This is a genomic window from Sphingomonas sp. ASY06-1R, from assembly GCF_052180265.1.
Classification (GTDB): Bacteria; Pseudomonadota; Alphaproteobacteria; order Sphingomonadales; family Sphingomonadaceae; genus Sphingomonas_I.
In genome coordinates, this window is the sequence record NZ_CP197464.1 from 2,204,870 (window position 1) to 2,227,665 (window position 22,796).

General features: G+C 64.6%; 17 protein-coding genes. 5 read left to right on the forward strand and 12 right to left on the reverse strand.

The features are described 5' to 3' along the window. Positions 1-68: 68 nt before the first annotated feature. The 8 genes from ACSBM8_RS10715 to glmU form a co-directional block, all read right to left on the reverse strand. Complete coding sequence (locus ACSBM8_RS10715; protein ID WP_442678018.1) at positions 69-341, reverse strand: HU family DNA-binding protein; 273 nt, start codon at positions 339-341, stop codon at positions 69-71. A 91-nt stretch (positions 342-432) separates the two neighbouring features. After that, positions 433-2,844, reverse strand: coding sequence for an endopeptidase La (lon, locus tag ACSBM8_RS10720; RefSeq protein ID WP_442678019.1), 2,412 nt, complete (start codon positions 2,842-2,844; stop codon positions 433-435). A 63-nt stretch (positions 2,845-2,907) separates the two neighbouring features. After that, positions 2,908-3,894 carry an aspartyl protease family protein gene (locus tag ACSBM8_RS10725; RefSeq protein ID WP_442678020.1) on the reverse strand — a complete coding sequence of 329 codons (987 nt, stop codon included), beginning with the start codon at positions 3,892-3,894 and terminating at the stop codon, positions 2,908-2,910. A 131-nt stretch (positions 3,895-4,025) separates the two neighbouring features. Then, positions 4,026-5,420 carry a DUF3999 family protein gene (locus ACSBM8_RS10730; RefSeq protein ID WP_442678021.1) on the reverse strand — a complete coding sequence of 465 codons (1,395 nt, stop codon included), beginning with the start codon at positions 5,418-5,420 and terminating at the stop codon, positions 4,026-4,028. Then, entirely contained in the window at positions 5,417-8,278 is a 2,862-nt protein-coding gene (locus tag ACSBM8_RS10735; RefSeq protein ID WP_442678022.1) for a DUF2339 domain-containing protein, read from the reverse strand. Before ACSBM8_RS10735 ends, ACSBM8_RS10730 begins: the two co-directional genes overlap by 4 nt. A gap of 84 nt (positions 8,279-8,362) precedes the next feature. Continuing rightward, on the reverse strand, positions 8,363-9,790 hold the full coding sequence (locus tag ACSBM8_RS10740) for a carbohydrate porin (RefSeq protein ID WP_442678023.1): 1,428 nt from the start codon (positions 9,788-9,790) through the stop codon (positions 8,363-8,365). A gap of 24 nt (positions 9,791-9,814) precedes the next feature. Then, positions 9,815-11,638: a glutamine--fructose-6-phosphate transaminase (isomerizing) gene (glmS, locus tag ACSBM8_RS10745; protein ID WP_442681560.1), complete on the reverse strand. Its 1,824-nt coding sequence runs from the start codon at positions 11,636-11,638 to the stop codon at positions 9,815-9,817. A 73-nt stretch (positions 11,639-11,711) separates the two neighbouring features. Beyond that, positions 11,712-13,052 (reverse strand): bifunctional UDP-N-acetylglucosamine diphosphorylase/glucosamine-1-phosphate N-acetyltransferase GlmU, encoded by a 1,341-nt coding sequence (gene glmU, locus ACSBM8_RS10750; RefSeq protein WP_442678024.1) that lies wholly within the window; start codon positions 13,050-13,052, stop codon positions 11,712-11,714. Positions 13,053-13,111: 59 nt separating this feature from the next. Between glmU and gph the strand changes: the two genes are divergently transcribed. The 5 genes from gph (at position 13,112) to ACSBM8_RS10775 (ending at position 17,461) form a co-directional block, all read left to right on the forward strand. Next, the gene (gene gph / locus ACSBM8_RS10755) at positions 13,112-13,777 is read left to right on the forward strand and encodes a phosphoglycolate phosphatase (RefSeq protein ID WP_442678025.1); all 666 of its coding nucleotides are present in this window, start codon (positions 13,112-13,114) and stop codon (positions 13,775-13,777) included. Then, positions 13,778-14,836, forward strand: coding sequence for a sensor histidine kinase (locus ACSBM8_RS10760; protein ID WP_442678026.1), 1,059 nt, complete (start codon positions 13,778-13,780; stop codon positions 14,834-14,836). Positions 14,837-14,878: 42 nt separating this feature from the next. After that, positions 14,879-15,580, forward strand: a complete 702-nt coding sequence (gene phoU / locus ACSBM8_RS10765; RefSeq protein WP_442681561.1) for a phosphate signaling complex protein PhoU — start codon at positions 14,879-14,881, stop codon at positions 15,578-15,580. Positions 15,581-15,584: 4 nt separating this feature from the next. Next, positions 15,585-16,283, forward strand: coding sequence for a phosphate regulon transcriptional regulator PhoB (gene phoB, locus ACSBM8_RS10770; protein WP_442678027.1), 699 nt, complete (start codon positions 15,585-15,587; stop codon positions 16,281-16,283). A 65-nt stretch (positions 16,284-16,348) separates the two neighbouring features. Further along, complete coding sequence (locus tag ACSBM8_RS10775; RefSeq protein ID WP_442678028.1) at positions 16,349-17,461, forward strand: hypothetical protein; 1,113 nt, start codon at positions 16,349-16,351, stop codon at positions 17,459-17,461. Between the two features lie 15 nt (positions 17,462-17,476). Here ACSBM8_RS10775 and ACSBM8_RS10780 read toward each other — a convergent pair whose 3' ends face one another. The 4 genes from ACSBM8_RS10780 to ACSBM8_RS10795 form a co-directional block, all read right to left on the reverse strand. After that, positions 17,477-17,815 (reverse strand): DUF2794 domain-containing protein, encoded by a 339-nt coding sequence (locus tag ACSBM8_RS10780; protein WP_442678029.1) that lies wholly within the window; start codon positions 17,813-17,815, stop codon positions 17,477-17,479. Next, positions 17,815-18,513 carry a serine O-acetyltransferase EpsC gene (gene epsC / locus ACSBM8_RS10785; RefSeq protein WP_442678030.1) on the reverse strand — a complete coding sequence of 233 codons (699 nt, stop codon included), beginning with the start codon at positions 18,511-18,513 and terminating at the stop codon, positions 17,815-17,817. The genes ACSBM8_RS10780 and epsC overlap by 1 nt, the downstream gene beginning before the upstream one ends. Before the next feature lie 141 nt (positions 18,514-18,654). Continuing rightward, positions 18,655-21,321, reverse strand: coding sequence for an alanine--tRNA ligase (gene alaS, locus ACSBM8_RS10790; RefSeq protein ID WP_442678031.1), 2,667 nt, complete (start codon positions 21,319-21,321; stop codon positions 18,655-18,657). 100 nt (positions 21,322-21,421) lie between these two features. After that, on the reverse strand, positions 21,422-22,675 hold the full coding sequence (locus ACSBM8_RS10795; RefSeq protein ID WP_442678032.1) for a M24 family metallopeptidase: 1,254 nt from the start codon (positions 22,673-22,675) through the stop codon (positions 21,422-21,424). Between the last annotated feature and the right edge of the window lie 121 nt (positions 22,676-22,796).

The window sequence follows — 22,796 nt, forward strand, 5'->3', positions numbered from 1 at the left end:
ACTCATGCTCCCGCGCATCCGCGGAAATCTACCCCGTTCAATGAACGGCTGATGAAGATCGACGCAGCCTAATTCACCGAATCCTTCAGCACCTTGCCGGGCCGGAACTTGGGCTGGCTGGTGGCTTTGATGTTCATCGGTTCGCCCGTGCGCGGGTTGCGACCGATGGAGGCCTTGCGACGGCTTACGGAGAAATTTCCGAAGCCCACCATGCGGACCTCTTCGCCCTTCTTCAGTTGCGCGATGATCGTCTCGATCAGTGATTCGACGGCTTTGGCGGCATCGTTACGCGCCAGCCCCGTTTGATCCGCGACGGCAGCGATCAGTTCCTGTTTGTTCATCAATCCCCCTTTCCGCCGGCTCGGCCGGACGAACGCAAGCGCTCATCTAATGCCAAGCCGGCGGGGTGAGTCAAAGGAAAGCTGATGCGTTTTAGTGCCTTGCGACGCTCGCGCCCGGTTCCGCGCCGATTTGCGCGAGCGGCGGCTCGGTCGCAAGTTCGTCCGCTTCCGTCCATTCGATCGGGACGATCGGCTGGGCAAGCGCGCGAACGAGCACGTCATCAACATGGCTGACGGGCACGATCTCCAGACCCTCCAGGATATTGGCGGGAATATCCGCGAGGTCCTTCTCGTTTTCCGCCGGGATCAGCACGGTGGTGATGCCGCCCCGCAGCGCCGCCAGCAGCTTTTCCTTCAAACCACCGATCGGCAGCACGCGGCCGCGCAGCGTGACCTCGCCGGTCATGGCGACCTCGCGCCGCACGGGAATGCCCGTCAGCGTCGAGATCAAGGCCGTGACCATGCCGATGCCGGCGGACGGACCGTCCTTCGGCACCGCGCCTTCCGGCAAGTGGATGTGGACATCCTTCTTGGCGAAGATGCTGGGCTTGATGCCGTAGATCGGCGCGCGCGCCCGCAAGAAGGACCAGGCGGCCTGGATCGATTCCTGCATCACTTCGCCGAGCTTGCCCGTGGTCTTCACCTGCCCCTTGCCGGGCACGGTAACCGCCTCGATCGTCAGCAATTCGCCGCCAACCTCGGTCCAGGCCAGACCGGTCACCGCACCGATCTGATCCTCTTCCTCCGACACGCCGAAGCGATGCTTGCGCACGCCGGCATAGTCGCCAAGATTCTCCGGCGTGATGGTGACCGATGTCTCCTTCAGCTCAAGGATCTTGCGCAGCGCCTTGCGGGCGAGCTTTGCGATCTCCCGCTCCAGCGTGCGGACACCCGCTTCGCGCGTATAATAGCGGATCAGGTCGCGCAGCGCCTCGTCCGTCAGCACGAACTCTTCCGGCTTCAGGCCATGCGCATCGATCTGCTTCTGCAACAGATGCTTCTTGGCGATCTCGACCTTCTCGTCCTCGGTATAGCCTTCCAGCCGGATGATCTCCATCCGATCCAGCAGCGGCTGCGGGAGGTTGAGCGAGTTTGCCGTCGTGACGAACATCACGTCCGACAGATCGATATCGATCTCCAGATAATGATCCTGGAACTTGTTATTCTGTTCCGGATCCAGCACCTCGAGCAACGCCGACGCGGGATCGCCGCGATAATCCTGACCGAGCTTGTCGATCTCGTCGAGCAGGAACAACGGGTTCGACGTGCCGGCCTTCTTCAGGTTCGACACGATCTTGCCCGGCAGCGACCCGATATAGGTCCGGCGGTGGCCGCGGATCTCCGCTTCATCGCGTACCCCGCCCAGCGACTGGCGGATGAACTCGCGCCCCGTCGCCTTGGCGATCGAGCGGCCAAGCGAGGTCTTGCCGACGCCGGGAGGGCCGACCAGGCACAGGATCGGGCCCTTCAGCTTGTTGGTGCGCGCCTGGACCGCGAGATATTCGACGATCCGGTCTTTCACCTTCTCCAGCGCATAATGGTCCTCGTCGAGCACCGCCTGCGCCGCCGCAATGTCCTTCTTGATCTTCGACTTCTTGCCCCATGGCAAGCCGAGCAGGACATCGAGATAATTGCGGACGACCGTGGCTTCGGCCGACATCGGCGCCATCGTGCGCAGCTTCTTCAGCTCAGCCGTGGCCTTCGATCGGGCCTCTTTCGACAGCTTGGTGTTCGCGATCTTCTGAGTCAGTTCGGCGATCTCGTCGCCGCCTTCCTCACCCTCGCTCGTCCCCAGCTCCCGCTGGATCGCCTTCAGCTGCTCGTTGAGGTAATATTCGCGCTGGGTCTTCTCCATCTGCCGCTTCACGCGACTGCGGATCTTCTTCTCGACCTGCAATGCGCCCAGCTCGCCTTCCATGAAGGCGAACGCCATTTCCAGCCGCTTGGCCGGATCGCTTTCGACCAGCATCGCCTGCTTGTCGGACACCTTGACCGAGATATTGCCGGCGACCGCATCAGCCAGGCGCGCCGGATCCTCGATCTCCGCCAACTGGCCGGGCAGTTCGTCCGGCAATTTGCGATTGAGCTGCGCGTAACGCTCGAACTGATCGGACACCGAGCGCATCAGCGCCTTGATATCGTCCGACGCGGGATCGGCTTCGCCGTCGCCGAGCAGCTCGATCTCCGCCGTGAGATGCGTTGCCACGGCGTGCAGGCGAGTCATCCGCGCACGCTGCTTGCCCTCAACGAGCACGCGAACCGTGCCATCGGGCAGTTTCAACAACTGTAGGACGGTGGCGGTAACACCGATGTCGAACAAGGCGTCGGCATCGGGATCGTCCTCGGCAGGATCGATCTGCGAAACGAGAAAGATCGTCTTGTCCGCCGCCATCGCGCTTTCCAGCGCGGCGACCGACTTGTCGCGGCCCACGAACAGGGGAACGATCATCTGCGGGAACACGACGATGTCGCGCAACGGCAATACGGGGAAAGCTTCGGTCATGAACACTCCGGCGCCGCGATCGATGCGGCAACTGTCCATCATATGGTAATTATCCCGGGGCGATCAACGGCTCCCGGGGCGCAGCGAGAAGCGGACGCGCCGCCGCCGGAAATCCAGCGATACGCGCGCAAATCCTTCCAGCACATCGGTGCCGAGCATGATGGCTGGCTCGTTCTGCAAGCCGAACAGCTTGAACGGCGGCACGTCGACGAAGGCGATCGTGACGTCACGAAACAGGATCGAGCCGATCTTCAGTTCCGGCACCCGGATCAGGTCGGCAATGAAGGATTCACCGGTCACGCTCATCAGTGTTGCGGTTTGGAAGGGAAGCTTGCTGCGACGCATGAGCTTGGCCCGCAGCGCGCTGTTCCCCACCGTGATCTCCGTCCCCGTATCGATCACCGCGGCAACTTTGCTGCCACCGGCGAGCGCCTGCGTGAGGATCAGCTGCCCCTTGCGGCGTCGTGCCACCACAACGACTTCGCCCGGGCCGGCCTGCAGGTCGGAGCGGTGTGTGTCCTGCACGGTGACGCGCTTACGCTCAAAATCGATATTGAGGCGCTGGTCGGCCAGCGCGTCGATGCCGACCAATCCCTGCGCGGCGAGATACCGTTCCGGCAGTGGCGGCGCGGCGATGTCGCGAACCACGCTACTGCCGACGCGCAGCGTATCGATGCGCACCGTCGGCGTCAGCTTCGCCCCGCTCATGCTGTTCAACATCACCGCCGGTCCGGTCGGCAAGCCAAGCCGCTGCGCGAGCGCCTCGCCGACAACGGTGCGATCCGCCCCGCTGTCGACAAAGAAGTTGAACGGTCCCTGGCCATTCACTTCGACCCCGATCAGCATGCGCGTGTTGATCTGCTTGGCCGCTACGCTGTCGCCGCTAACCTCGAGCGCGTCGTCGATCGTGGCGGGCTTGATGAAGGGTTGCTCGGCAGACGGCGCTGCATCCGTCGGCGCAACAGACGTGACCGGCTGCACCGGGGCCTGACACTGCGCGGCGCCCGCCACCATTGCCATCAACATCGGTGCCAGCGCCAGCTTGGCCATAGTCCCTCCCCTATGCCACCCTACCAGGCGGCCACCAGCGATCTTTTGTCGCCCCAATATTGTGCACCTTCGCAGGGGCGTAGAACAGGAATAATTGGTCGGTAACGGCCGCGTTGCTATGCGGGGGCTCGTTAGCCGGGCGGGTTGGTCGCAGCCGATGCCTCGCGTCGCATCGCACGGAACAGCACCCAGATGATCGCGCCGAGAATGGCGGTCGCGGCAATGAGCGCGAGCCACAGGATCAATGTGCGACGGGACGTGCCTTCCGCCGGTGCCGGCAGGGCCAACATCGCCGCCGCCTGGCCCGGATCCTTGGCATGTGCCAGCGGAATATCCTCCCATCGATCATCGGGGACCAGATTTGCGACCGGCAGATAGACATTGTCCGCCGTTGCCGATCCGGCCGCGAGGGTGAATGGCGGCGTGCCCGACATCAGTGTGACCACCTGTCGTGGTACGAACTGAAGTTCGACATGCGGCGCGTCGCTGAAGCCGCTCGACCGCGGGTCCGCGTCGATCCGGATTTCACGGAAGCGTCCCTCTGGTAGTTCGACGGCTGCAGCCGGACGCCCCGCCCTGCCGGGCTTAACCGTATCGATGACGGCCTCGCCCAGCAAAGTCCAAGGCTGTTCGCGATTTTCGCGACCGAACGCTTTGATCGGTATGATGGCCGGCCCACCCGCGGGAATCATCCGCAACGCCGCCGGACGCACCCCGAAGGGCAAGGCAAAACGGACATGATAAGGATCGGCCAGCGCCGGCGTCGTCGCCTCAACAAGAAGCCGACCGGCAGCGGCTGTGCCATCCTGGGTCGTCAGCGCGGCACGACGGAGGCGTACCGGCGCCAGCAGGCGCGACGCCGCCGTCCAACTGATGCGCAGATAATGGCCGCGCAGATCGGCCCCATCGAGCGGGATGGTGGCGGAGGTGACGGGCTGCTCGGTCGCTGCCGCGCGATAGATCACTTTGCGCGCAAGCGGCGTCCAGTCCGCCAGATTGGCGCTGGCATCCACTTGAAATGTGACCGGTTGCGATTGCGGGACGTCGACATCCAAGGACAGGCTTGCCGCGAGCGCGGCAATTGCGCGCGTGTCCAGCAAGGTTCCAAGCGTGACGGCCTCGCCGGTTTTATCATCGACCGCACCGGAGAGCCCGACAATATGCGCGCGCTGATCCTCCCCAATACGCACCTGCATTCCGGTTACCTTCAGCGCGCCGGGAGCGCCCAATATCGGATATGCCGTCAGCTCGATGCGACGCCCCGCCGTGCGCACTGGCTCGGCATCCGCAAGCGCGATCGGCAGCGCCTTGCCCATCCGATCCACAACGCGCAGATCGCCAAGGTCGGCGCGTTGCAGGGCGAGCAACACCTTCGCCGGAAGCACGACCCGCTGGACCGACCCGCCAGGCGCCGGCTCGATCGGCATCCGCAAGGCGAAGCCGCCGATATCCACCGGCGCCGCTCCCAGAGCGCCCGCCAGAACCGCCGCTACGCCCGCAATAGCAATGCCGCGAAAACCGGTCATGCCGGGGCTCCCTCCGCTATCGGCCGGACCGCATTCTTGGGCGGCAACGGCGCGAAATAGCCGACGACGAGCATCAATATGCCAACCACCATGAAGGTTACGATCCGGACGGCGCCGCCTTCGTTGCTGAGGTCGACTACCAGCAATTTGATCACGACGAGCCCCAACAAGCCGGCACCCGCAAGCCACATCACACGGTTCGATTGACGATGCGCGTACAGCATCAGGCCCAGCGCCAGCAGCGTCCACAGGATCGCAATACCCATCTGGACGACGAAGCTTTCGAGCAACGCGGTACCGGTCCAGGGCACGCCGATCATGTGATGCGCGATGCGGAGCCAGATCGTGTTGAGGATGACGAAGCTGAGCAACGCCAGCGCTACCAACGCCTCCCGCCCGCGCAGCCATCCGCTGCCCGGCACCGGGGGCGTGGCGGCAAGGACGGTACGCCGCCAGAGCAGCAAGACCCCGACCGATAACATCAGCGTCAGATCGATCGGGTTGAGCAAGGGAATGTAGGGCAAGGGCGCCGTCGCCCCCGAAGCCAGCAGTGCGGTTCCCAAACTGCCAAGGAAGGCCAAGGCCGCGATCGGCAGCGCCGCGAACCAACCATAGTCGATCGCGTGCACCTGCAACGGCCAGCGCGTCCCGCGCCCACGATCGCGGGGTGCCGCTGCGGCCCAAAGGGTCAGCAGGAGCAATGCGGAAACCGCGCTGACCAGAAATACCACGCCGGCCCATGACGTATTCCACAGGGCGCCGCGATCGATTCCTAACCAGAGACAATCGGCGATCATCGCCGCCAACAGCCACACGCCGCCGACATGGACGCCACGGTGCAGCAGCGACAGGCTTGGGTCGCGATCGGCGGCGTCCTGGCGCTCTTCGCGAAACAGCAGCCAATAATGTACAGCCAGTGCAACGACCCAGATCGGCCAATGCCATGCGTAGAGACTATGTTGCTGCATGAGGGACTGTGCGCAGAAGGCCAAAACCAGCGGTAGCAACGTGACGCGCGCCGGCCATGTTGCGACCGGCCAACGCAACTTGCGCCCGCCTTCCGCAAAAAGGGCGGCGCTGCCGACATAGGCCAGCATCATGAGCAACGGCTGTAGCACGATCGGTATGACGGGCAGCGCCGAACCTCCTGCGATCGCCGCTGGCGTGACGCGCCGTATCTCGGCCGCAAGCGCCAGCCACCAGAAGGCGAAACCGAACAGGAAGGCAGGCTTGCCAAGCTGCTGCTCGATCGAGGCATAGCGCACCGCCCACTTTGATCCGCTGTGCGGCAAAGGCTGGCGCAGCCACCACGCCGTTGCCAACGCCGCGAGCGCAATCAGCATTGCGCCGACAAAGGCGGGATCGATGAACGGCAGTGCCACGCTGCTGACCGACGGATCGGCCAGCAGGATGAACGCGGCGATCGCCTGCAGCAGCATTCCGAACAAGCGCGGCATCCATCGCGCCTGGCGCATGCCGATCCAGAACGCGCCGGCGCCTTCTACCGCCCAGGCAGAGCTGGTCCAGCGCGCGCCCAGCGCCAGTGGAATGGCAAGCGTCACGAAGCCAACGCCGATCGTCAGCATGGCTTCGTTCAACACGCGCAACTCGGTGCGTCCGCGCTTGATGAGGATCGCCGCCATGACGAGATACAGCGCCGCAAAGCCCAGCGCGGCGAATGCGCTGCCGAAGGGTATATGCTGCACCAGGCCGACTTCCAATCCGAACCCCGCCAAGGCGGGACCGAACAGCATGGTCGTATCCACTACCCGGCCGAGCGGTCCGGGCGTGTTGCGCGTGTAGAAGGTCGCCGCCGCGACGTAGATCAACACCGACACGATCAGGAAGAATTGCGCTGTCGGGAAGTCTGCCGGCGCGTAGCTGGTCAGCCCCCACAAGGTTGCCACCCCGAACGTTCCGAAGAAGCCGATCAGCGTCACGAATCGCCACGAGCGCAGATAGGCGAAAGCCAGCACCGCGAGGTTCAGCAGAGTGTAATAGCCGAACAATGTCAGCGCGCTGCCGCCCTCCCCGGCCAGCAGCAAGGGTACGGCAAAGCCGCCGATGAAGGCCGTGGCCGCGAGGCTCTGCGCTTTCTGAAGCAAGGCGAGCGCGCAGCTCATCGCGCAGACGATGACCATGAGGGCGAAAGCGGCAAGCATCGGCACGACCTCGAACAGTCGCGCCGCGGCAAAGACGGTGAGATAGATCGTCGCTATTCCGGCGCCCTGCAGCAAGAGCGAGAATTCGCGCTTGCGATCGCGCGTGCGGAAACCAACCACGAGCAACGCGATGCCGACCGCGACGACCAGCGCCAGTCGCAGCTCGACCGGAAACAATCCCGCGGCCGCTGCGTAACGCGCCAGGAACGACAGCCCGACGAACAGGATGAGCAGGCCGATCCGGACGATGGTGTTGCCGCCGACGAGCCACGCCATGGCGGCGGACAGAGCGGTTTGCACGATGCCAGGCGGGGCCGGTGCACGCGGGACGAGCGGCGACGCGGGCGTCGCGGCCGCGACGGAGGCGTTGGCCGCATCCGATGCGGGTTCGTCGGCTTTATACGCAGGCTCCGGCATCGCCGGTCGAGCAACCTGCGAAACGGGTCTCTCAGCAGTGAGCGGCGCGGGTTTCGGTTGCGTTGGCAGATCGAGACCCAGCTCGAGCGCGTTGCGCACCTCTTGCTGAATCTCGAGGCGAAGCCGCCCGCGCGTCTGGGCAATCTCGTTGCGGACGACCAGGCGTAGCGCCCAGCCTGCGCCAATTCCCAGCAGACCTCCGACAATGACGCCCCATTCTTCCAGCCCGGCTATGCACCAGCCTAGCAAGGCACCGACAAACACTCCCCACAGGATCATCGCAGTCTTTCAACGGAACGCCCAACAACTGGCTACGAAGGACTGTGAAGCAATTGGCGCCGACCGTCGACTCGCGCGTCCCTGCTAAAGTGTAAGCGCGCCCTTCAACCCGAGCACGCCCACGTCATCCACATGCCGATATCCACCGGGTCGATGCACCCACTGCAGATTGGGACGCAATTCCAGCCATGATCGGGGATGGAAACTATAATAGAATTCGGCCGCATATTCGGAGCTCTGCGGCGCCTCCCCGCGAAGCCGCTGGCGATCGGCCACGCGTGCGTTGACGTGCGTGCGCGCAAGCCCCAGCCCGAACACATCTTCGGTAAAATACGGGATCAAGCCGCGATAGAACAGGCCCAGCGACAATTGGTTATCGACGGTAGAAGTCTGCCGATCGGACTGCGTCATATTGACGAACAGGCTCAACCCCTTGATCGACTTGCCGTCCTTCGAGCGCCCGGTGAGCTGCTGCTGAAGATTGATCCACACACCGCTGCGTGACGACCGCTGGAGATAGGTATCACCGGACAGGATTGCGGGTGTGCGATTTACGTTGAGGAGCACGTCCGGCGCGTCGCTGGTGCTGATCCAGCCGCCAAGCTTGAACGAACCGACCGGTCCGCCCGATCTGCCGCCGCGGACGGCCCCGATTTCCACCGGCACAAGCGCGCCGGCCGCATCATGAAAATGCCATTCCAGAAACCCACGCTCCAGGTTGCGGGGATTCTGCTCGTAGACGGCGGCTTGGACGTAGATCATCCCGAAGTTGACCCGCGCGCGGGCACCCCACTGGCTGACCGGCCAATTATACCAATAATCGCCGGCAATATTGCCGGGCTGCGACCCGCAAAATGACAGGTTCTGGAAAGAGCAGGAAAAGGCGGCGAAATCCTCGCCCGGCGCGGTGCGTCCGACTTTCATGTCCAGCCGGTCGCCGCCGAACATCTGTTCGTACCAGAATTGCGTGAGCCGGATCGTCTGTCCGCGGCCATAGACCTCCTGCACCTGCTGCAAGACGCCGAGGCCGGCGCGCTGGCCGAGATCGTGGCCACGCCGATAGGTGATCGTGGCCTGGACCGAACCGCCTTCCAGACCCACCAGCTTCTTCAGATCGATCAGCGCGCCGACGTCCAGCTGCCCCGTCTCGGTGATGTCGGTGCGGCGTCCGCCGGTGACATTCAACGCGGTCTCGGACGCATAACGCGCGGTGACGCCGATGCCCTTGTCGGCCAGCACCTGCTTCAGCCCGAACCAGTCGCCCGCCAGACCGGGCGGCGGCGGCCGTTGCGTATCCGCCTGCTCGTTCGCGGGCGACATGTCACCGCTGCGCTTGCGCTGCGCACGATCGCGGACCCGTATCTGCTCCGCCGATTGGGAACTGATCGCAGTTTCATCCGGCCTAGCTGGCGGCCCGGACGAAGTCTGCGCAAACGCCGGGCGCACCGACAGGGCACATATTGCCAATATCGCACCATGCGCGAACCCCGCGCGCCAAACCGCCCCCCGCATTCGTCCCCCTTCAGCGTGTCAGTGTCATTCTACCGTGACGCTCTTGGCGAGGTTGCGCGGCTGATCGACATCGGTGCCCTTAAGCACTGCGACATGATAGGCCAACAGCTGTACGGGAATTGCATAGACCAACGGCGCGATCAGGGGATGTACCTTGGGCATGGTGATGGTCGCGAGACAGCCGTCGCCCGCAGCGGCGATACCATCGTAATCGGAGATCAACACGACCTTGCCACCGCGCGCCTGCACCTCCTGCATGTTGGAGACGGTTTTGTCGAACAACGGACCCGAGGGAGCGATGACGATGATCGGCACGGCTTCGTCGATCAGGGCGATCGGGCCATGCTTCATTTCGCCGGCGGCATAGCCTTCGGCGTGGATGTAGCTGATCTCCTTCAGCTTGAGCGCGCCCTCCAGCGCCAGCGGGTAATCCGGCCCGCGGCCCAGATAGAGGACGTCGCGTGCCGCCGCGATATGATGTGCCATCTGCTCGATCGCTTCATCATAAGCGAGCGCGCCGTTGAGCGCGGCGGGTGCTTCCGCGAGGTGGCGGACGATCACCCGCTCCTGCTCATGGCTCAGCCGTCCCTTGGCTCGGGCGAGATTGACCGCGAGCGCCGCCAATACGGCGAGCTGGCAGGTAAAGGCCTTGGTGGATGCGACGCCAATCTCTGGCCCGGCATGCGTCGACAATAACAGGTCGGCTTCGCGGGCCATGGTGGAGGTCGGGACATTGACCACCACCGCGATCTTCTGCCCTTCGGCGCGTGCGTGGCGCAACGCCGCCAGCGTATCCGCAGTCTCGCCCGACTGGCTGATGAACAGCGCGAGCCCGCCCGGCTCCATCACCGGCGAGCGATAGCGAAACTCGCTGGCGACATCGACGTCGACCGGCACACGCGCAAATTGTTCGAACCAATATTTCGCGACCATGCCGGCGTAGAAAGAGGTTCCGCAGGCGACGATCGTAATACGTTTTACCGACGCCAGATCGAAATCCTCGGTCGGCATCGAAACCGACTCTTCCAGCCGCCGCAAATAAGATCGCAGCGTTTGCGCGACCACGATCGGCTGCTCGTAAATCTCCTTGAGCATGAAGTGGCGGTGATTGCCCTTCGTCAGCTCAACATCCATTGCGCCAGATTCGACCACCGGGCGCTCGACCGGCTGATCCTGGGCATCGAAAATCTGCGCGCCATCGCGCGTGATGACGACCCAGTCGCCTTCATCGAGATAACAGATGCGCTGGGTGAGCGGCGCCAGCGCCAGCGCATCGGACCCGAGATAGGTTTCGCCTTCGCCATAACCGACGACCAGCGGCGAACCGAGCCGCGCGCCGATCAGCAGATCGGGATATTCGCGAAACAGGATCGCCAGCGCAAAGGCGCCATGCAGGCGCTTGAGAATTGCTGCGACCGCCACCGCCGGCTCGGCGCCCGCCTCAACCTGCTCGGACACCAGGTGGGCGACCACCTCGGTATCGGTCTGGCTGGTGAACACGCGCCCGCGCGCCTGCAGCTCTTCGCGCAGCGCCTTGAAGTTTTCGATAATCCCGTTGTGGACCACGGCGACGTGGCCGGTGGCGTGCGGATGGGCATTATCCTCGGTCGGCGCGCCGTGCGTGGCCCAGCGCGTGTGCGCGATCCCGGTGCGGCCCGGCAGCGGATCATCGCGCAGGACCGCGGCCAGATTATCGAGCTTCCCGGGCGCGCGGCGGCGATCGATCACCCCGTCATGATCGGTCGCGATACCGGCGGAATCATAGCCGCGATATTCCAGCCGACGCAGCCCGCTCAGCAGCCGTTCGCAGACCTCTTCCTTGCCGACGATACCGATGATGCCGCACACGACGATATTCTCCCTTCCATCAACCGCGCAGGCCCAAGCGCCTGATTCGGTTGCACCAACCTGAATGGACAGGTCAGCCCTTCTTGCTGCGCTCCCGGAAGCGCAGCGCCCAGCCGTCGCGATTCTCCTGAACGCCGCGTGCCACCGCCAGCGCATCCCCAGGCACGTCGTTCGTCACGACCGATCCGGCCGCCACCATCGCACCGTCGCCGATCGTAACCGGGGCGACCAGCGCACTGTTCGATCCGATGAAGGCCCGCGCACCGATCTGGGTGCGGTATTTGCCGAAGCCGTCATAGTTACAGGTGATGGTGCCGGCGCCGATATTCGTGCCGGCGCCAACATCCGCATCGCCGATATAGGTCAGGTGATTGGCCTTGGCACCCCGCCCCAACCGCGCTTTCTTGATCTCGACGAAATTACCGACATGGGCGTTCTCGCCGATTTCCGCCCCCGGACGGAGCCGGGCGTAAGGGCCGATGATCGCCCCGCTCGCGACGCTCGCATCCTCGATGTGGCAGAAGGCGTGGATCGTCACCTTGTCGGCGATCCTTGCCCCTGGTCCGAAAACGACATTCTGGCCAACCGTGACATCGCGCCCGATCGCCGTATCCCACGCAAACCAGACGCTGTCCGGCGCTAACAGGCTGGCCCCTTCCTCCATTGCCCTGACGCGCCGACGTTTCTGCCAGATCGCCTCCACCTCGGCCAGTTCGGCGCGGCTGTTGACGCCGGCGACTTCGTCGGCACCGGTTTCGATCACCGCCGAGTGGCGCCCGTCTTCGGCCGCCAGCATCACGATATCCGGCAGATAATATTCGCCCGCCGCATTGGCGTTGCCGACCCGGCCGAGCAGCGGCCAGGCATCGGATGCGCGCACCGCCATCAGGCCCGAATTGCACAAGGTTTCCGCGCGCTCGGCGGGGCTGGCATCCTTATGTTCGACCATCTTCACGATGCGGCCATGGTCGGCAATGATGCGCCCATAACGCAACGTATCCGCCGGTCGAAATCCCAGCACGACGACCGCCGGAGCATCGCCCTCGTGCAGTCGCGCGACCATTCGCGCCATCGTCTCGGGCGAGACCAGCGGCACATCGCCATACAGGATCAGGACGTCGCCGTCGAAGCCCGCCAGCGCGGTCTGCGCCTGCAGGACGGCGTGCGCGGTGCCAAGCTGCTCCGCCTGCACGGCCACCTCCAGACCGAGCGGCGTCGCGAAGGCGACAACCTGCTCGCGTCCGGCGCCGGTCACGATCACGGTCCGCACCGCACCAAGACTTTGCACCGCATCGGTAAGGTGTCCCAGCATCGGCTTGCCGGCCAGCGGATGGAGCACCTTGTGCAGATCGGACTTCATGCGGGTGCCCTTGCCAGCGGCAAGAATGATGGCGGCAAGAGGATTGTCGTTCATATGCCAATCTTTGCCATGTTCCGCTTGCGCAGGCCATATCCATAGGTAAGGGCGCGGCCATGGGCCGGACAGCGTTCGACATCGTCATCTTCGACCTCGACGGGACGCTGGTGGACAGCGCCGCGGACCTGACCGGCGCGCTCAACCATACCCTTACTCAAATGGGCAGGCAGCCGCTGACACAAGAGCGCGTACGCCGCATGGTGGGCCATGGCGCACGGACCTTGTTGCGGCGCGGACTGGCGGCGACGGGGGACGTCGACGACGCGCTGGTCGACACCGCAATGCCGATCTTCCTGGACTATTACGGCCACCACATCGCCGACCATTCCGTGCCCTATCCGGGTGTCGAGCAGGCCCTGACGGCGCTGGCCGCCGCGGGGATGAAACTGGCCATCTGCACCAACAAGCCCGAAGCGCTCGCCCGCCAGCTCATCGCGGCATTGGGCTGGGAGACGCGCTTCGCTGCGATCGTCGGTGGCGACACGCTGGCGACGCGCAAGCCCGATCCGGCGCCTGTGCGCGAGGCCGTCGCGCGGGCCGGCGGCGGCCGGGCGGTGTTCGTCGGCGATTCGATCAGTGATACCGATGCCGCGCGCGCGGCAGGCCTGCCCTGTATCGCCCTGACCTTCGGCTTCGCCGATCGCCCGCCGGAAGAACTGGGCGCGTCGGCGTTGATCGATCATTTCGACGCTCTGCTGCCGGCTTTGGAACGGTTGGGCTAGATGGCTTTGCCGCGCTTCACCCGGCTGGGCTCGGGCCCGATCGCGGAAAGCAAGCCGGCGCCGGAGGATCCGTCGCACGATCTGATCGAGGCGGTCGCCGAGCCGTTGCTGCTACTCGACGGCTTTCACATCAGCCACGCCAATAGCGCCGCGCGAACGCTGCTGGGCGAACATATCGTCGGCGATTATGTCAGGCTGGCCATCCGCCACCCAGCCGCGGCCCCTGTCTTGAGCGGCGACGAAGATGGTCCGGTGACCCTGAACGGGTTCGGCGGCCACGAGCGACTTTGGGAGCTGACCGCGGGGACGATCCGCCCGGGACGCCGGCTCTTGCGGCTGACCGACCGCAGCGCGCAGCGTGCCGCCGAGCAGATGCGCGTAGATTTCGTTGCGAATGCCAGCCACGAATTGCGGACGCCGCTCGCCTCCCTGATCGGCTTCATCGAGACGCTGGAGGAAGCCAACGGCCCCGAAGATGCGCCAACGCGCCTCCGCTTCCTGTCGATCATGGAAAAGGAAGCGCGGCGGATGCAGCGGCTGATCGACGACCTCATGTCGCTCTCCCGGATCGAGGCCGATCGCTACTTCCCGCCCAAGGATCTGGTCAATCTCGCCACATTGCTGCGCGAAGTGTCCGATGAGTTCCGGCCACGGCGCGACGGGGAACGCCTGTCGATCGCCTCGCCGCGCAAGGTGCCCGTCATCGGCGACCGGGGTCAGTTGCATCAGCTGATGCACAATATCATCAGCAACGCCTTCAAATATGGCGGGGAAGGCAAGCCGGTACGCGCGGTGCTAACGATGACGGCCAATCTCGCCCAGTTCAGCGTGGCGGACGAAGGCGACGGCATCGGTCCGGAACATCTGCCGCGGCTCACCGAGCGATTCTATCGCGCCGATCCGGGGCGCAGCCGCGCCATCGGCGGGACCGGGCTTGGACTGGCGATCGTCAAGCACATCGTCGAACGCCATCGCGGCAAGCTGGATATCGCCAGTATTGTCGGCGAAGGGACCACTGTCACAGTAGAGCTTCCCCTGGCCCCGCCCGCAGTGTCATAAAAGTGACGCCGAGGTGCCGCATTGGGCCTCAAGGAGTGCATGATGGCGACAAGCGGGCATACAGTTAAAGCGTTCGACGAGGATCTCGGCGAATTGCGTGCGCTCGTTGCCGAAATGGGCGGATTGGCCGAGGCCGCGATCGACGGTGCGGTGCAGGCGCTCATTCGCCGCGATTCCGAAGCCGCTGCCCGGATCGTCGAAGCCGACAAGCGTATCGATGCGCTTGAAACCGAGGCAGAGCTTCGCGTCGTTCGCCTGATCGCGCTGCGCGCCCCGCTTGCCGACGACCTTCGCGAAGTGATTGCCGCGCTGAAGATCGCCGGCGTGGTCGAGCGTATCGGCGACTATGCCAAGAATATCGCCAAGCGCGTTCCGCTGCTGCAGGACATGCGGGGCATCGAGCCGCTGGCGATCCTGCCGGCGATGGCGCGGGCCACATCCGAAATGGTGCACGACGTGCTCAACGCTTTTGCCGCCCGCGATGCCGAGGCTGCGCGTGAGGTGAGCGTGCGCGATCGGGAAGTCGACGATCTGTACGACAGCCTGTTTCGCGCCTTGCTGACCTATATGATGGAAAATCCGAGCAACATCGGCGCGTCGACGCACCTGTTGTTCATCGCAAAGAATATCGAGCGGATCGGAGATCACGCCACCAATGCTGCCGAGATGATCTATTATGCCGCAACCGGCGAACAAATGCCCGAACGCGCGCGAGGTGCCGATGCGTTGGCTCCCGCTGTCTGAAGCCATGGCAGGAGCACGCATTCTTCTCGTCGAGGACGACGAGGCACTCGCCGAATTGCTGACGTGGCACCTGCGTCGCGAAGGTCATGTCGTCGAGCATACCGCCGACGGCGAGGAGGCACTTTTGCTCGCCGCCGAAGGGCCGCCCGACATCGTCCTCCTGGACTGGATGATCGAAGGCCTTTCCGGGATCGAGGTCTGCCGCCGGCTGCGGCGCGCCGGCCATTCGGCCAACGTTCCGATCATCATGCTGACCGCGCGCGGCGAAGAAGAGGATCGCATCCGCGGGCTGGAAACCGGCGCCGACGATTATGTCACCAAGCCGTTCAGCCCACGCGAGCTGGTCGCGCGCGTCGCCGCCGTCCTGCGCCGGGTACGCCCCGCGCTGGCGGGTGAGCGGCTGGCCTATTCCGGCATCGAGATGGACATCGCCGACCACAAGGTGCGCCGGGATGGCGTCGCGCTGGCGCTCGGGCCGACCGAGTTCCGGTTGCTCCGCCACTTCATGGAGCATCCGGGCCGCGTCTTCTCACGCGAGCGACTGCTCGATTCCGTTTGGGGCCGCGACAGCGACATCGAGCCGCGCACGGTGGACGTGCATATTCGTCGACTGCGCAAGGCGATCAACCTGGGCGATCAGCCCGATCTGATCCGGACCGTCCGCTCCGCCGGTTATGCCCTGGATGCCGAGGGTACCGCCTGATCGGGGCAAGTGTATTGCTTTAGCAATACACTTATGGTAGACCGCTCTCCGCAGGGAGAGCATCAATGTACAGCGAATCCGATATCGAAGCGGCCGTCGCCAGCGGCGCAATCACGCCCGCCGCCGCCGCGGCATTGCGCGACAGCGTCGCCCGATCAAGCGCGACATCCGCGGTCGATGAGGAAAGCTTCCGGCTGATTACCGGCTTCAACGACATCTTCGTCACCATCGCCGCGATCCTGTTGCTGGCGGCGATCGCCTGGATCGGTTTCAGCGTCGCGGTACCGGCTGACAGGAGCGCGGGCAGTGATGCCGGCCTGCGTCAATGGATGCACGGTATTTGGGTTGCGGGCCTGCTCGTAGCGGCGGCCAGTTGGGGATTGGCCGAATATTTCACCCGCAAGCGCCGCATGGCGCTGCCCAGTATCGTTTTGCTCGGCACGTTCGTCTACGCGATTGCCGCCACGACCGGCGGTGCCATCGGCTCGCTCATCCCGGCGACCAGCAGCGATCGCACGGGTTCGGCCATCTTTGCGACCATCGGGCTGGTGACCGCTGGCGCGGCCTGGCTTCACTGGCGACGCTTTCACGTTCCGATCACGATTGCTGCCTTGACGGGCGCGCTGGTTCTGACCCTCGTCAGCCTGTTCATGGCCGCCTTTCCGTCCGCGCAACGCTACTGGCTGTGGATCATGCTGGGCGGCGGACTATGTGTGTTCGCGTTCGCCATGTGGTGGGACATGTCGGACCGGCTGCGCCAGACCCGGCGTTCGGATGTCGCCTTCTGGCTGCACCTTTCCGCCGCGCCCATGATCGCGCATCCCGTATTCAATCTGCTGGGCGTGTTCGGCGGCGAGATCGGTGCCGGCAAAGCCCTGATCGTACTCGCGCTCTATGTTGCCTTCGGCATTGTGGCGCTGGCGGTGGATCGCCGCGCGCTGCTGGTGTCGTCGCTGATCTACGTGCTCAGCGCGCTGGCGGCCTTGTTCCGCCAGGCGGGCGCCGTCAGCCTGAATATCGCGCTGACCGCCTTGGTGATCGGATCGGCGCTGCTGTTGCTATCCGCCTTCTGGCACAATGTCCGAAGGATCGTGGTGAGCGCTCTGCCGGAAGATCTGCAAGCGCGGCTGCCCGTGCTCGACCGCGTTATAGTGGTAACGCCCCGCGCTCAGCTATGAGCCGCCGGGCGTCGCTTACTCGTCAACCAGCTTGAGCAGCTTCCGCTCCACCGGAGCGAGCACCGGGCCGAGCTCATGGCCCCGCTTGAGTACGACGCCATGCTCGCCGATCAACGCCCATTCGCCCTGCTTTTGACGCAGCGCCGGACGCTTCTCGATGCGATATTCAGGACGTTCCGCCGCCCGTCGGAAGCAGGCGAAGACTGCGGCATCCTTCCCGAACTGGATCGCATAATCCCGCCACCGTCCGGCCGCGACCATCCTGCCATACAGATCGAGAATGCGCTGGAGTTCGGCCCGGTCGAACGCCACCTGGATGGGCGCCTGCGATGGGAAGGGCGTGACGATCCCCATCAGGCGGACTGGCGGTCCGTCGAAATGGCGGCCGCCGCCGCATCCCGTTCATCGATCAGCTTGGCGAGCTTCCCGCGTAACGTCTCGACCTCGCATTTCAGCAATTCGAGCTGCTGGCTTTGCGGATCGAACCGCTCCGTGCAGGGGGTACCGTAAGGCACGAAACTGTTGAAGGTGTCGGCATCGATCAGGGTCGGGCGCGCCGGGATGCCGACCATTGTCGCGCCTTCGGGCACGTCCCGCGTCACCACCGCATTGGCGCCGATACGCGCCCCGCGCCCGACCAGGATCGGCCCCAGAACCTGCGCCCCCGAGCCGATGATGACATCATCCGCGATCAGCGGGTGGCGCTGGCCACCCACACCATCGGCGGGATTGGTGCCGCCGAGCGTGACGTTCTGATAGATGGTCACGTTATTGCCGATCTTGGCCGTCTCACCGATCACGGTGAAACCATGATCGATAAAGAAGTTCGCGCCGATCTGCGCGCCGGGATGGATATCGATCGCGGTCAGGAAGCGGGACAGGTGGTTCACCAGCCGCGCAAGGAAATAGAGCTCCCCGTTGAACAGCCAATGGGCGAGCCGATGCATCCCGAGCGCCAGGACGCCGGGATATAACATGATCTCCCACCGCGAGCGCGGCGCAGGATCGCGTGCCTTGATCGAATCGAGATAAGCGATGAGTTCTCGCTTCATGCTTTCGTGACTCCCTGAAGACGAGATTTAGGAGGCGCCCGGCATTTTTGCCATAGGCGCGCGCATCCCGCCTTGAGATCTTCTCAGTCAGACGGATGCCAAGGCACAAGCGTGCGCATGGGCCTCCGTCGAAATCCTAGCTCACGCCGCAACCAGACTATTGTCGAGCGCGCGGCGAACGGCCGATACGGCATCGGCGGCATTCGCACCGTTCGGGCCGCCGCCTTGCGCCATATCGGGCCGACCGCCGCCGCCCTGCCCGCCAAGCGCAGCAACCGCCTGCTTGACCAGATCGACGGCAGAGAAGCGCGCCACAAGATCGTCGGTAACGCCGACCGCGGCGCTGGCACGACCATCATTGACCGCGACCAGAACGGCTACGCCCGATCCGACGCGGTTCTTGGCCTCATCGACCAAGCCGCGCAGGCCTTTGGGATCGAGACCCTCGATCACTTGTCCGATGAAGTTGACGCCCGCGACCTGCTCCGCAGCAGGCGCATCCGCCTTGGCAGCACCACCCCCGGCCAATGCCAGCGCCTTCCTGGCATCCGCCAGTTCACGCTCCAGCTTACGCCGCTCCTCGATCAGCGCCGCGACGCGCGCCGGCACTTCCTCCGGCGAGGATTTGAGGACCGACGCCGCCTCCCGCAGTCGCTCCTCGCGGCCGGTCAGCCACAAACGGGCAGCCTCGCCGGTCAGCGCTTCGATCCGGCGGACACCGGATGAAACCGCGCTTTCGGCGATGATCTTGAACACGCCGATATCTCCGAGCGCGCCGACATGGGTGCCACCGCACAGCTCGACCGACCAGGGCGCATCCTCCCCCTGCCCCATCGACAGGACGCGGACTTCGTCGCCATATTTCTCGCCGAACAGCGCCATGGCGCCGGCAGCGATCGCATCCTCAGGCGTCATCAACCGGGTGGTGACGTCATCATTCTCGCGAATATGCCGGTTCACCTCGGCCTCGACCGCCGCGATGTCCTCCGCCGTCAGGGCTTTGGGGTGCGAGAAATCGAAGCGCAGCCGTTCAGCCGCGACCAGGCTACCCTTCTGTGTCACATGTCCGCCCAGGCGGTGGCGCAATGCCGCATGCAACAGGTGCGTGGCCGAATGGTTGGCCCGCAGCTGATTGCGACGCGTCACGTCGACCGAAAGATGGATGGCGTCGCCCACCTTGATGCTGCCCGCGCCGATCTGCGCCTTGTGCGCATGCAGCCGTCCGAGCGGTTTGGAGGTGTCGCTGATGACAGCGCGAAAACCATCCTCATTGTCAGCGGTGCCGGCATCGCCCATCTGCCCGCCGCTCTCGCCATAGAAAGGCGTCTGGTTGGTGAGGATCGTCACGTCCTCCCCTTCGCCTGCCTGCTGTACGCGCACGCCATCCTTGACCAACGCGACAACCTGCGCGTCGCCTTCGTGGCCGGAATAGCCGATGAATTCGGTACCGCCCTGCTCTTCGGCAATATCGAACCAGATATCGTCCGACGCCTTATCGCCGGAGCCCTTCCACGCGGCCCGCGCAGCCGCTTTCTGCTCGGCCATGGCGGCGTCGAAACCCGATCGATCGACGTTCAAACCTTGCGCGCGCAGTGCGTCTTCGGTCAGGTCGTAGGGGAAGCCGAACGTGTCGTAGAGCTTGAACGCGACCGCGCCGGGCAGCGTATCGCCCTCTCCCATCGTTCCGGTGGCCTCATCCAGCAGGCGCAAACCATTGGCGAGCGTCTGGCGGAAGCGCGTCTCCTCCAGCCGCAGCGTTTCCTCGATCAACGGTTGCGCGCGCACCAGTTCCGGATAGGCCGCGCCCATTTCGGCGACCAGCGCCGGCACCAGCCGATACATAAGCGGCTCCGCGGCCCCGAGCAGATGGGCATGGCGCATCGCGCGGCGCATGATGCGGCGTAGCACATAGCCACGCCCTTCATTGGCCGGGAGCACGCCGTCGGCCACCAGGAAACCCGACGCGCGCAAATGATCCGCGATCACGCGATGGGACGCCGTATTGGCGCCATTGGTGGCGCTCTTGGTCAGCTCGCCGGAGGCCGCGATCAGTGCCTTGAACGTATCCGTATCATAATTGTCGTGGACACCCTGTAGCACGGCGGCGACCCGCTCGAGGCCCATGCCGGTATCGATGCTGGGCTTTGGCAGGTCGCTGACGATGACGTCGGCTTCCTGCATGAACTGCATGAACACCAGGTTCCAGATCTCAACGAACCGGTCGCCATCCTCGTCCGGGCTGCCCGGAGGGCCACCGGGGATATGATCGCCATGATCGTAAAAGATTTCGGAACAGGGTCCGCACGGCCCGTCCGATCCCATCGCCCAGAAATTATCCTTGGTCGCGATCCGGATGATGCGATGATCGGGCAGGCCCGCAATCTTCTTCCACAGGTCGAACGCCTGATCGTCGGTATGATAGACCGTGGTCGTCAGCTTGTCCGCGGGCAAGCCCCACTCGCGCGTCAGCAGGGTCCAGGCGTGACTGATCGCCTGTTCCTTGAAATAGTCGCCGAACGAGAAATTGCCCAGCATCTCGAAAAAGGTATGGTGGCGCGCGGTATAGCCGACATTGTCCAGATCGTTATGCTTGCCGCCGGCGCGGACGCATTTCTGGCTGGACGTGGCGGTGGAATAAGGCCGCGTCTCCAGGCCCGTGAAAACGTTCTTGAACGGCACCATGCCGGCATTGACGAACATCAACGTCGGATCGTTATGCGGCACCAACGGCGCCGACGGCACGATGCGGTGGCCCGCACTTCCAAAATAATCGAGGAAGGAGCGGCGGATGTCGTTGGTGGATGTCATGACTGCGACTTAGTGGAGGGGAACGCCCTTCTCAAGCGGCAGCCTCTCCGTAACGACGATAGCGTTGCGCGGGCGTGGCGGCACAGCCTGCTGCGCGCCGCTAGACCGGCTGATCGATCGACGGCGGCGGCTCGCTGAACCATGTCGGCCCGGCTTGCGTCATGTAGAAGCAATCCTCGATCCGAACGCCAAAGCTTCCGGGTATGTAGATGCCCGGCTCGTTGGAAAAGCACATGCCGGGTGCGAGCAAGGTCGCCTCGCCATGGACGAGGTTGACCGGCTCGTGACCGTCCAGTCCGATGCCATGGCCGGTGCGATGCGAAAGGCCGGGCAGCTTATAGCCCGGTCCATAGCCGAAGCTCGTATAAAGGCGGCGGACCGCATCGTCGACGCTTCCGGCCGGATGGCCGATGCGTGCGGCGAGGAAGGCGGTCTGCTGCCCCTGATGCACCTGATCCCAGACCTTGCGCTGCCGGGCATTTGCGGCACCGAATACAAAGGTACGCGACACGTCCGACTGGTAGCCTTCGACCGTGCAGCCGCAATCCATCAGCACAATCTGACCGGCATCGACCCGCCGGACCGCCTTTGTCCCATGGGGATAAGCCGCCGCCTCCCCGACCAGGGCCATGCTGAATTCAGGCGAGCCGCCCAATTTGGTCATAGCGGCATCCATAAGCGCGCCGATGTCACTGCCCGTCATGCCGCGCTCCACCCGCGGATGAAGCCAACGATAGGCCGCGATCGTGATGTCGGTCGCGCGCTGCATGAGCATCAGCTCCGGCGCGGTCTTGATCATCCGGCAACGGCGCACCACCGGGTTGGCCGAGACGATCCGGGCATCCGGCGCCGCATGGGCCAGCGCATCGGGGATGAAGAAGCGCACGCTTTCCTCGATCCCGATCGGGCGCGCGAGCAGCTTGCGGTCTTTCAGCAGCCCCGCCACCACCGCGAGAGGATCTTCATCCTCCTGCCACACGCGCACTTCGGCCGGGATACCCAGCGTTTCGCGCATCCGCGGCTCTTCGAAGAAGGGCGAAATGATACAGGGATTGCCTTCAACCGGCAGAATGGCGAGCAAAGGACGTTCGCTCCGCCCCCAGCGGATGCCGGTGAAATAGACGAGGGACGATCCCGGCTCGATCAGCACCGCGCCGATCCCGCTCGCGCGCATCAGCGCCTGGGCGCGAGCGAGCCGTTGCGCCCGCTCCGCCCGGCCGATCGGCTTGATATCGGCCGTCATCGGCCGCAACGCAGACAGATCCGGTTGCGCGGCCCGGACCACATCGGACAGCGACAGTAATGGCAGGAGCGCGGCCGTGGCGATCAGGCGGCGCCGGTTCGGCTGGTACATGGGCGATAGGGCCATAGCCGAGGATAAGCGCCCCAACCCGCTTGCGGCAAGAGCGAAGCCATGGTGCCAATTGCGCCGAAACCGATGAAAAAGGCGCGGAGCCCAAGGGTCCCGCGCCTTC